This window comes from Flavobacterium sp. (assembly GCF_039916025.1).
In the GTDB taxonomy this organism is placed as follows: Bacteria; Bacteroidota; Bacteroidia; order Flavobacteriales; family Flavobacteriaceae; genus Flavobacterium.
In genome coordinates this window covers 1-11,112 of record NZ_JBDSMB010000111.1, presented here as the reverse complement: position 1 = coordinate 11,112, position 11,112 = coordinate 1, and the positions used below count along the sequence as shown (strand labels likewise).

At 36.1% G+C, this 11,112-nt stretch carries 9 protein-coding genes and 1 pseudogene; 7 read left to right on the top strand and 3 right to left on the bottom strand.

Annotation, left to right across the window (positions count from 1 at the left end):
- The 6 genes and pseudogenes from ABIQ27_RS07800 to ABIQ27_RS07775 all read left to right on the top strand — a co-directional run.
- Positions 1-467: pseudogene (locus ABIQ27_RS07800) on the top strand (fumarate reductase/succinate dehydrogenase flavoprotein subunit); the annotation flags it as partial.
- A 29-nt stretch (positions 468-496) separates the two neighbouring features.
- Positions 497-865 (top strand): four helix bundle protein, encoded by a 369-nt coding sequence (locus ABIQ27_RS07795; RefSeq protein ID WP_348033282.1) that lies wholly within the window; start codon positions 497-499, stop codon positions 863-865.
- A 39-nt stretch (positions 866-904) separates the two neighbouring features.
- Positions 905-1,666, top strand: coding sequence for a succinate dehydrogenase/fumarate reductase iron-sulfur subunit (locus ABIQ27_RS07790; RefSeq protein WP_348033280.1), 762 nt, complete (start codon positions 905-907; stop codon positions 1,664-1,666).
- Positions 1,667-1,886: 220 nt separating this feature from the next.
- Positions 1,887-2,732 (top strand): endonuclease/exonuclease/phosphatase family protein, encoded by an 846-nt coding sequence (locus tag ABIQ27_RS07785; protein ID WP_348033278.1) that lies wholly within the window; start codon positions 1,887-1,889, stop codon positions 2,730-2,732.
- Between the two features lie 81 nt (positions 2,733-2,813).
- Positions 2,814-5,630: a GH92 family glycosyl hydrolase gene (locus ABIQ27_RS07780; protein WP_348033277.1), complete on the top strand. Its 2,817-nt coding sequence runs from the start codon at positions 2,814-2,816 to the stop codon at positions 5,628-5,630.
- Between the two features lie 2 nt (positions 5,631-5,632).
- Entirely contained in the window at positions 5,633-6,397 is a 765-nt protein-coding gene (locus ABIQ27_RS07775) for an amidohydrolase (RefSeq protein WP_348033275.1), read from the top strand.
- Here ABIQ27_RS07775 and ABIQ27_RS07770 read toward each other — a convergent pair.
- The 3 genes from ABIQ27_RS07770 to ABIQ27_RS07760 all read right to left on the bottom strand — a co-directional run bounded on the left by ABIQ27_RS07770 (position 6,390) and on the right by ABIQ27_RS07760 (position 9,194).
- The gene (locus tag ABIQ27_RS07770) at positions 6,390-7,988 is read right to left on the bottom strand and encodes an Ig-like domain-containing protein (protein WP_348033273.1); all 1,599 of its coding nucleotides are present in this window, start codon (positions 7,986-7,988) and stop codon (positions 6,390-6,392) included. The genes ABIQ27_RS07775 and ABIQ27_RS07770 overlap by 8 nt on opposite strands.
- A gap of 104 nt (positions 7,989-8,092) precedes the next feature.
- Positions 8,093-8,380, bottom strand: coding sequence for a hypothetical protein (locus tag ABIQ27_RS07765; RefSeq protein ID WP_348033271.1), 288 nt, complete (start codon positions 8,378-8,380; stop codon positions 8,093-8,095).
- A gap of 130 nt (positions 8,381-8,510) precedes the next feature.
- Positions 8,511-9,194 carry a ComF family protein gene (locus ABIQ27_RS07760; protein ID WP_348033269.1) on the bottom strand — a complete coding sequence of 228 codons (684 nt, stop codon included), beginning with the start codon at positions 9,192-9,194 and terminating at the stop codon, positions 8,511-8,513.
- A gap of 98 nt (positions 9,195-9,292) precedes the next feature.
- Here ABIQ27_RS07760 and ABIQ27_RS07755 point away from each other — a divergent pair, with 98 nt between their 5' ends.
- Positions 9,293-10,834, top strand: a complete 1,542-nt coding sequence (locus ABIQ27_RS07755) for a glycine--tRNA ligase (RefSeq protein WP_348033267.1) — start codon at positions 9,293-9,295, stop codon at positions 10,832-10,834.
- The last annotated feature ends 278 nt before the right edge of the window (positions 10,835-11,112 follow it).

Sequence of the window (11,112 nt, the reverse complement as noted above, 5' to 3'; positions counted from 1 at the left end):
AAACAATCAATAAATTCCTGAACAACAACGGTTCTAAAACGGTTGACCATTTCCACAAAAGACTTGGTTTGATTATGTGGAACAAAGTTGGAATGGGAAGAAATGCAAAAGGATTAACCGAAGCTGTCGCTGAAATTGCGGCGCTAAAAGAAGAATTCTACAAAGATGTTTACGTTCCGGGAACTTCAGACGAGTTAAATCCAGAGTTGGAAAAAGCACTTCGTGTTGCCGACTTTATCGATTTAGGTCAATTAATGGCAATGGATGCACTTCAGAGAAACGAATCTTGTGGCGGTCACTTCCGTGAAGAATATCAGGATTCAGAAGGTGAAACACTTCGTGATGACGAAAACTTCTCTTTTGTTGGCGCGTGGGAATATATGGGTTACGACATCAGCAAGGAAATCCTGAACAAGGAAGAATTGAAATACGAGTTTATAAAAATTGCAGCGCGTAACTACAAGTAGTAATTAGTGATTAGTAATTAGTGAATAGTATGGGAGAAATAAAAACATATAAAGATTTATTGATTTGGCAAAAAGGAATAGATATAGTTTTGTTAACTTACAAGATAACTAAATCTTTCCCGCAAGAAGAAATATATGCTTTGACAAGTCAAATCAAAAGAGCTTCGGTTTCAATTCCTTCTAATATTGCGGAGGGTTATGGAAGAAATACTGATAAATCTTTAAGCCATTTTATTGATATTTCAAGAGGTTCATTATACGAGTTGGAAACACAATTACTAATAGCTAAGCAATTGGAATTTATCCAGGATTTAGAAATATATAATAAGGTAAGTAGTTTGATTAATGAAGAAAGTAAAATGATTAATGCATTTTATAACTCTCTAGCAAAAAGCTAGTCACCAATTACTAATTACCAATCACTTAAAATAAAACACATGAGTGCAGCAAAAAATATCAATATCAACCTTAAGATTTGGCGTCAACAAAATGCAAAAGCTAAAGGTAGCATGGAAACTTATAAATTAGATAATGTTTCAACTGCAAGTTCATTTTTGGAAATGTTAGACCAATTGAACGAGCAATTAATTAACGATAAACAATCTCCTGTAGCATTTGATCACGACTGTCGTGAGGGAATCTGCGGTATGTGTTCGTTATACATCAATGGTAGAGCACATGGACCGGAAACCGGAACTACAACCTGCCAATTGCACATGCGTAAATTCAAGGATGGCGATACCATTTTTATCGAACCATTCAGAAGCAAAGCTTTCCCGGTTGTTAAAGATTTGGTGGTTGACCGTAGTTCTTTCGACAGAATCCAGCAAGCCGGTGGTTTCGTTTCGGTAAATACTTCGGGTAGAACGATTGACGCGAATGCAACTCCGGTTCCAAAACACGATGCAGACAGATCTTTTGAAGCTGCAGCCTGCATTGGTTGTGGCGCTTGTGTGGCGAGTTGTAAAAATGGTTCAGCAATGCTATTTGTTGGCGCCAAAGTTTCGCAATATGCTTTGTTGCCACAAGGTAGAGTTGAAGCTACAGCGCGTGTTCTTAATATGGTCCGCCAAATGGACGAAGAAGGATTCGGAAACTGTACAAATACCGGTGCCTGCGAAGTGGAATGTCCCAAAGGAATTTCACTGGAAAACATCGCCCGCATGAACAGAGAATATTTAGCAGCGAGTTTAAAGTAATAAATGGGCATTACCCAAAGCATAAGGCAATAATAAAAGTGCGTTCAGTTTTGGGCGCATTTTTTTTTGGGGCGTGTCCCTTCGGGCCGCGCTTTACGTTCCAATCTTTTTAGGATTGTCTTCCGTTTTACTACAGGGCAATCCTAAAAAGGATTTCCACTGCAATCGCTCACGCATTCCTGCTCAGAAAAATGTATATTTGATGTAAACAACTAGACAAATGAAACTGCTAATTTCACGTTTACTTTTACTGATTGTCTTTTCACTTTCCAGCTTAGTTTCAGCGCAAAATCTAAAACTAATGACCTATAACATCCGTTTGGATTTAGCTTCTGACGGAGAAAACTCGTGGCCGAACCGCAAGGAATATTTCTGTTCACAATTAGCTTTTTATGAACCCGATGTATTTGGAATTCAGGAAGCATTACCGCATCAGGTAACTGATATTGCGACTTTGCTGCCAAAATACAATTATGCCGGAATTGGCAGAGACGGCGTTGGGAAAGGTGAATCTTCGAACATTTTTTTCAAGAAAGACCGATTTGAAATACTCCAGGAAAATACCTTTTGGCTCTCGGAAACTCCTGATGTAATTTCCAAAGGTTGGGACGCCATGCTGAATCGGGTTTGCACTTATGTTTTGCTGAAAGACAAGAAAACCAAACAGACGTTCTGGGTTTTCAATACGCATTTGGATCATATTGGCGAATTAGCACGTACGAATTCCATTCAATTAATTCTGACCAAAATCAAAACATTAAACACTAAAAATTACCCTGTGTTTTTCATGGGCGATTTCAATTCGGAACCCACAGAAGAGCGAATTACTAATCTAAAAAAAGAAATGTTGGACAGTCGCGATATTTCTGAAGAGAAACCTTTTGGACCAAGCGGAACTCTTAATGCTTTCAAACACAATGAAGCGGTTACCAAACGTATTGACTATATCTTTTTATCAAAAGACAATCCTTTTAAAGTTAAAAAATACGCTGTTTTGAGCGATTCAAAGGATTTAAAATATCCTTCGGATCATTTGCCGGTTTATGTTGAACTTGGATTTTATTAAAAGCTTTTTTTATCTTTGAAGAACACCCGAGGCGAAGACGAATTGTATTGAGCGCAGCGGAATAAAACAACACATAGCAAAATGAAAAAGCTACTTTCATTCTTAATCCTCTTAATCCCGACCTTGACAATCGGTCAAAATTACCATCAATACGTCAATCCGATGATTGGAACCGGTGGACACGGACATACTTATCCCGGAGCGACAGTTCCATTTGGAATGGTACAACTTTCACCAGATACCAGGATTGATGGTAGTTGGGATGGTTGTTCAGGTTATCATCATGACGATACTACGATTTATGGATTTTCACATACCCACTTAAACGGAACAGGCTGCACCGATTTTGGCGATATCATGCTGATGCCGATTATGGGTGAACCGACATTAAACCCAAAAGAATACAGCTCAACTTTTTCTCATAAAAATGAAAAAGCAACAGCCGGATTCTATGCGGTGAAACTTGATAAACATAATATCAATGTCAGATTGACTTCTTCTACAAGAGTTGGATTCCATGAATATACATTCAATAAAAACGGAAAAGCCAACATTATCCTTGATTTGAATCACAGAGATAAATTAATTCAGGGAGAAGTGAAAATCATTAACAGCAAAACAATCGAAATTCTGCGTAGAAGCGAAGCCTGGGCAAGAGATCAGATTGTATATGCCCGAATTGAATTTAATGTTCCGATGAAAATCAACAATGTCAGAAACAACGGATTTGCTCCGGCTAAAAACACCGATACTTTCTTTGTTGGAACCCAAATGGCATTGAGTTTTTCAAGACAGGTTAAAAAAGGAGATAAGATTCTGGTAAAAGTGTCGCTTTCACCAACAGGTGATGAAGGAGCAAAATTAAATATGACAGAAATAAAAGGCTGGGATTTCAATAAAGCAAAGAAAAATGCCGAACTGCTCTGGGATAAACAATTAGCCAAAATTGAAATAACGGAATCAAACAAGGATAAATTAGCAGTTTTCTACACGGCTTTATACCATACAATGGTGCAGCCAAACATAGCGCAGGATATCGATGGGAAATACCGCGGCAGAGATAACCAAGTTCATCAAACGGAAGGATTTGATTACTATTCAGTTTTCTCGCTTTGGGACACATTCAGAGCGGCTAATCCGTTATATACTTTGATTGAGAAGAAACGCACAGCCGATTTTATCAATACATTTTTGAAACAATATGAACAAGGTGGAAGATTGCCGGTTTGGGAATTAGCTTCGAATGAAACCGATTGCATGATTGGTTATCATTCTGTTTCGGTGATGGCTGATGCAATGGCAAAAGGAATTCAGGGTTTTGATTATGAAAAAGCTTTTGAAGCGGCAAAACATTCGGCAATGCTTGATCATTTAGGTTTAGAAGCTTACAAAAAAAATGGTTTTATCTCTATGGATGACGAGCACGAAAGCGTTTCTAAAACTTTAGAATATGCTTATGACGATTGGTGTATAGCACAAATGGCGAAGATTTTAGATAAAAAAGACGATTACAATTACTTTATGAATCGCGCTCAAAGCTGGAAAAATGTTTTTGATTGGGAAACATGTTTTATGCGCCCAAAGAAAAATGGTGGCTGGGACAAACCTTTTGATGCAAAGGAAATCAACAACAATTTTACCGAAGGCAATTCGTGGCAGTATTCATTCTTTGTGCCACAGGATATTCCGGCAATGGTCGAGGCTTACGGCGGAAAAGAAAAATTTGAAGCCAAACTGGATGAAATGTTCAACAGCGAAAGTAAAACAACGGGACGCGAACAGGCAGATGTTACGGGATTGATTGGTCAATATGCCCATGGAAACGAACCAAGCCATCACATTGCTTATTTGTATAATTATGTTGGCAAACTCGAAAAAACTACTGAGAAAGTGCATTTCATTTTAGATAATTTCTACAAAAACTCGCCTGATGGTTTGATTGGAAATGAAGACTGCGGGCAAATGAGCGCCTGGTATGTATTGAGTTCGTTGGGGATTTATGATGTAACACCAGGAAGTTCTTTCTGGATAACTACGAAACCCTATTTTCAAAAAGCTAAAATCAATTTTGAAGATAACACCTCAAAAGAATTGACAGACGAAATTACAAAGAACATATTCCTCAATTACGATTTACAAGGATATGATTCAGATAAGAATGTGAGCACCTATTATTCAATTGTTCCAGTTCCGGTTATCAATGCAGCAAGCAAATCGTTTAAAGACAAAATGAAAGTGGAAATTGTTTCTCAAAATTCGGGAGACAAAATATTTTATATGATTAATAATGGAGTCAATGATAAAACAAAAGACAAGGATTTTGTTCCCTATTCACAGCCATTTAATATAGATTCAAACACTGAAATTCTGGCAAAAAGCATAAATGGAAAAGTTGAGAGCAATATTATTTCAGCCACATTCTTTAAAAAACCAAACAATTATACCATTTACATCAAACCAACATACAGTCCACAGTATCATGCTGGCGGACCAGAAGGACTGATTGACGGAATTTATGGAACAGCAAACTGGCGTAAAGGCGATTGGCAGGGTTATCAGGGACAGGATTTCGAAGCTGTGGTCGATTTACAGAAAGAGATTCTGATTCATTACATGAGTTCCATATTTCTGCAGGATTCACGTTCATGGATTTTGATGCCAACCAGAGTTGAATATTATGTTTCGTCAGATAATATTAACTATACCTTAGCGGGAACAGTTACTAATGATATTGATGCAAAAGAAGATGGAAACAAAATCAAAAATTTTAGTTTTGCCAAAGATATAGTAGGAAGATATGTGAAAATCAAAGCCTACAATTTTGGAAAACTTCCCGAATGGCATCAGGGTTCTGGTGGCGATGCTTTTATTTTTATTGACGAGATAATAATCAAATAACTATGAAAATAGCACTTGTACAAACATCACTTTCTTGGGAAAACCCAATGGAAAACCGAAGCCATTTAGTTCAAAAAATCAATGGCTTTATGGAAGAAGTTGATCTGATTGTCCTTCCTGAAATGTTTTCTTCCGGATTTACGATGAATCCAAAAGCGGTGGCAGAAACCATGGAAGGCGAAACCGTTTCGTGGCTTCAGCATTTGGCGAAAGCCAAAAACTGTGCTATAACCGGAAGCTTGGTTATTGAAGAAAAAGGGAATTATTACAATCGGTTGGTGTTTGTTTTTCCAAATGGAGATATCAAAACCTATGACAAAAAACATTTGTTTTCGTTGGCTGGTGAACATCAATTTTACACAGCCGGAACCAAAAAATTGATTGTAGAATACAAAGGTTTTAAGATTTGCCCGTTGGTTTGTTATGATTTGCGTTTCCCGGTTTTTTCCAGAAATGCAGAAAACTATGATGTATTGCTATATGTTGCAAATTGGCCAAAACCGCGCGTAAATGCCTGGGATATTTTGCTAAAAGCAAGAGCAGTCGAGAATATGTGTTATACTATTGGTGTGAATAGAATCGGTTCGGACAATAACAATCACGAATATGTTGGGCATTCTCAAGCCGTTGATTTTCTTGGAAATTATATCCTTGAACCACAGGAAACAGAAGGGATTTTTATTGTAGCTTTAGATAAAGAGCAACTGTTGGAAACCAGAAAAAAGCTTGCTTTCCTTGATGATAAAGATAAGTTCGAAATTATTTAGCACCAACATTGAAAGATTGTTCCCAATCAAAATTGGCATGAAGCGCTATTTCTTCGGGTAGATAGATTACTTCTTCAGACTGCCTTTTATCGATGAAATTTCCGGTATCCCAAACTTTGTTATTATTGTCGTCATAAATTAAACGAAGTGTATAATTGATTGGTTCTAAACCGATAAACTCAACAATATTGCCTTTTTCTGCATATTCTGTTGCTTTTACTTTTCCATCTTTGTCGGTCAGTTCCAAAATAACAGGATATCTTTTTACGTTTTCTAAAACTACTTTAATATTCCCGTAATCCGATTCATTTTTAGTTGCAATACTATACGTTAAGGTGTCGTTGGTTTTTTCAAAAAGATCAGTCAAAGCACTTGGCATCAATTGGATTTTATATTGTTCCAAAGGTTCTTTTTTGAAATTGAAATACAGCTTTTGCTGAAAATCGTCATATTCCGTTTCAAAAGGAACAGCAACAGTATCCTTTTTGAAAACTGAAATTTTTGACTTGTCAAACTTAACTAACGGAGTATTGCTGTTTAAAGTAAACCGTTCTCTTAAGGGAAGCGTTCCGCTGAAGAGTGGACCAATGTTCAGCGTATCTACTTTTTGCTTTTTAATTTTTACTACAAAGTCTTTTTTGAAGCTGTCTTTTTCAACGGCAACCTGCAAAGAGTCTGATTTTATAGGTTTAAACCAAACCTGAACGGAATCTTTTTTAGGGAATTGCGTAACCAAAGAAGGAATGATTTCTGAACCATTTTTAATGGTTACTTTCATTTCTTTTGGATTGCCTTCGTATCCCATTATCATTCTATTCCCTGAAGCTTGTGTTGGTTTTACAGCTTTAAAAGGAAGTTTTTCCTTAAATAATTCTACTTCGAAAATAGTATCATTTGGAACGGTAATGTATTGTTTCTGGAAACCAATTTTATCAGATTTAGGGTTGTATTTATTATTTCCATTGTCTTTCAATGCTACTAAAAGGTATTTTCCGGCTTTAATATTTTCAACACTGACTACTTCCAGACTGTCTAAAGTGCTCGTGATATATCTCGGAGATTCCTTATATATAGTGGAATCATTGAATTTTTCATTGATTTCATATAGCATCACCGAAACGAAATTATCTACCTTTTTTTCCAAAGCATCTTTCACTTTGACTTTTATTTTCAACGAATCTATATATGCTCCGGTTGAGAAAACATATTTGAATTGCGAAAACGGATTTCCTTCATTATTATCTTCAATGCTTTGCCCGAAATTAAAACTATAGGTTGTATTTGGCTGAAGTGTATCTTTTATTTTAATTGTCAATATTTTACTGGCAGTTTGTGGTAAAATCTCAGGTTGATTTTTCATTGGTGGCGAAATAATCAACTGTTTGTTGATGTTTTTCAGCTTGACATATTCATCAAAAACCAATTTGACTTCCCTGCCATTAAAATTAGTCGAGAAATTTTTAGGGAAACTTGCTTTTAAAACTGGAGCAAGCGTGTCTTTACTACCGCCAGTTATACTGCCACGTTTGGCACAGCTTGCCATACAGACAACTAAAACGAAACAAAGAAATCTGAAAATAGATTTTGGCATACGGCTGTTTTTTCAAAACACAAAATAACAATTATATTTAGTGTGAATGAAATGTTTTTTGGGAAACTTAACAAATAGAATTAATTGTATGTAATGCAGATTTCTTAGTTAGAACCTTTAACCAGCGAAATCTCTCCCATTCCGGGACTAAAAGAAAGCGCAAAGACTAAAACTGCTGAAGCTGTTACCGCGAGAGGCATAACAACAGATTTAACAACAGAAAGCTTGCGTTTTCTCATATTAGTGATTTCGTTTAATGGAATTTGTTTTTCTTTCCATCCTTTTGACACAACAATTGAACTGTCTGTGATACTTTTTAAAACCACTTTGGAAACTTTATGATTGCGTTCGATTTTGTATTTTTCACCTATTACCATTTTTGATGGATTCATGTCTACTTGTTTATAGGTGAAACAGCTTTGAAATAAAAAAGTAATGGCTAGCAATAAAAACAGCTTTCTCATATTGATGTATTTAATTGTAAGTCTCTCAAATATAGGCAATATTTTAATAGCCAGTTATTTAATTATGTGTCATCGCCATGCAAACAACACTAATTTTGGCATTTGGAATTTTCAATAAAGCACGGCTACACGATTCCAAAGTTGATCCAGTTGTAATTACATCATCAATCAGCAGAAAATGTTTGCCGTGATGATTTTCAGAAAATGAAACCTCAAACACATTATCAATAACATCACTCCTTCCTAAAAGATTCTTTTTGGTTTGTGTTTTGGTGTATAATTTTCGTTGCAAAATTTGGTCTTCATAAGGAATATTCAAGTTTGTTGACAATGCTTTTCCAAAACCTTCCACCTGATTATAGCCGCGTTCGCGAAGACGTTTTTTGTGCAGCGGAACAGGAATGATGTAGTCGATGCTTTTCATTTGTTCGAGATCTTTTAATTCATCAACATACCAACTGCCAATAGTTTCGCTGATTTCTTCGTGTCCTTTGTATTTGAGTTTGTGGATTATTTCCTGAACAATTCCTTTTTTATGAAAATAGAATAACGACGCGCCAAACTCCAACGGAATCCTTCCATAAAACTTTTGAATCACTTCATTTTCGGCAATTTTATGATGATTTGTCAACGGAATTTCATGGCGGCATTGCGTGCAAATCACCTTTTCATCATTCAATAAAAAAGAATGACAACCAGCGCATGACTTAGGAAAAAATAGGTTTATAAGATGCGGAATCATAAAAAAAGAATTTTTCTTACATAAAAGTATGAAAAAATGTTATTCTAATCGTTTTTTAATCAATTTTTTACATTCGGTTTTTATATTTTTGCAGCATTATGGCGAAACAAGAAGATTTATTTAAGAACGTAGTTTCACACGCGAAGGAATATGGATTTATATTTCAGTCGAGTGAAATTTATGATGGTTTGAGCGCAGTGTATGATTATGCGCAAAACGGAGTAGAATTAAAAAAGAATATTAGAGAATATTGGTGGAAAGCCATGGTTCAAATGCATGAAAACATTGTTGGTCTTGACGCCGCAATTTTGATGCATCCAACTACATGGAAAGCTTCTGGTCACGTTGATGCATTCAATGATCCATTAATTGACAATAAAGACTCTAAAAAAAGATATCGTGCTGATGTATTAATTGAGGATTATGCCGAAAAATTAAATCTGAAAGCAAAGAAAGAAATCGAAAAAGCACGCGAGCGTTTTGGCGATTCTTTTGATGAAGAACAATACAAAACAACCAATCCAAGAGTGATGGAATATCTTTCGAAAGAAAGAGAAATCCTCGAAAGAATGGGACGTTCATTAGGTTCTGGTGATTTGGCAGATGTAAAAAACCTTATCGAAGAATTGGAAATTGCAGATCCGGAAACGGGTTCAAGAAACTGGACAGATGTGAAGCAATTCAACCTGATGTTTGGTACTAAATTGGGAGCTTCTGCAGAAAACGCAATGGATCTATACCTGCGTCCGGAAACGGCACAGGGAATTTTTGTGAATTTCCTAAACGTGCAAAAAACCGGAAGAATGAAAATTCCTTTTGGGATTGCACAAACCGGAAAAGCCTTTAGAAATGAGATTGTCGCAAGACAATTCATTTTCCGTATGCGTGAATTTGAGCAAATGGAAATGCAGTTTTTTGTAAAGCCGGGCGAAGAAATGAAATGGTACGAATACTGGAAAGAAACCCGTTTGAACTGGCATTTATCTCTTGGTTTAGGAAGACAGAATTACCGTTTCCACGACCACGAAAAATTAGCGCACTATGCTAATGCTGCCGCTGATATTGAGTTTAACTTCCCATTTGGTTTTAAAGAATTAGAAGGAATTCACTCGAGAACCGATTTTGACTTGAAAGCACACGAACAATATTCAGGTAAAAAACTGCAATATTTTGATACCGAAACCAATTCGAACTATGTTCCTTATGTAGTGGAAACTTCGGTTGGTTTGGATAGAATGTTCTTATCAGTTTTTGCTACTTCATTGCAGGAAGAAACTTTGGAAGATGGTTCGACAAGAACGGTTTTACGTTTGCCATCGGTATTAGCGCCAACGAAAGCAGCTGTTTTACCTTTGGTAAAAAAAGATGGTTTGCCGGAAGTTGCTCAAAAAATCATCGAAGATTTAAAATGGGATTTCAACGTGGCGTATGATGAAAAAGATGCTGTTGGAAGACGTTACAGAAGACAGGATGCACTTGGAACTCCTTTCTGTATTACGGTTGATCATCAAACTTTGGAAGATGAAACGGTAACTATCCGTCACAGAGATTCAATGAAACAAGATAGAGTTAAGATTTCGGACTTACGAGAACTGATTAATAATGAAGTTTCTGTTAGGAATTGGCTAATGAAAATGTAATTATTCCTATTGTCATTCCCGTGTAGATGGGAATCCATATAACCCAAACTTTTAAGTTTGGGTTTTTTGTAAGCATTTTTCCGAATAAAAATAGACATATTAACAAGTTAACGCGTGATGTTAACAATTTGACGAATTTGAAAGTCAAACTTTTACTTTCGTTTCAACGAAAATGGATGCGTTTAATCGACTTTGTTTTTGTAGTTAAATTTTTATTTTAATCTTTAACGCTAACAAATAGTTTCCCCAAAACTACCCGTTATTTTTACCTAAAATAC

Coding starts and splice junctions, on each gene's coding strand:
- ABIQ27_RS07795 (WP_348033282.1), top strand. CDS start 497: ATGGGAGAAATAAAAACATATAAAGATTTATTGATTTGGCAAAAAGGA.
- ABIQ27_RS07790 (WP_348033280.1), top strand. CDS start 905: ATGAGTGCAGCAAAAAATATCAATATCAACCTTAAGATTTGGCGTCAA.
- ABIQ27_RS07785 (WP_348033278.1), top strand. CDS start 1,887: ATGAAACTGCTAATTTCACGTTTACTTTTACTGATTGTCTTTTCACTT.
- ABIQ27_RS07780 (WP_348033277.1), top strand. CDS start 2,814: ATGAAAAAGCTACTTTCATTCTTAATCCTCTTAATCCCGACCTTGACA.
- ABIQ27_RS07775 (WP_348033275.1), top strand. CDS start 5,633: ATGAAAATAGCACTTGTACAAACATCACTTTCTTGGGAAAACCCAATG.
- ABIQ27_RS07770 (WP_348033273.1), bottom strand. CDS start 7,988: ATGCCAAAATCTATTTTCAGATTTCTTTGTTTCGTTTTAGTTGTCTGT.
- ABIQ27_RS07765 (WP_348033271.1), bottom strand. CDS start 8,380: ATGAATCCATCAAAAATGGTAATAGGTGAAAAATACAAAATCGAACGC.
- ABIQ27_RS07760 (WP_348033269.1), bottom strand. CDS start 9,194: ATGATTCCGCATCTTATAAACCTATTTTTTCCTAAGTCATGCGCTGGT.
- ABIQ27_RS07755 (WP_348033267.1), top strand. CDS start 9,293: ATGGCGAAACAAGAAGATTTATTTAAGAACGTAGTTTCACACGCGAAG.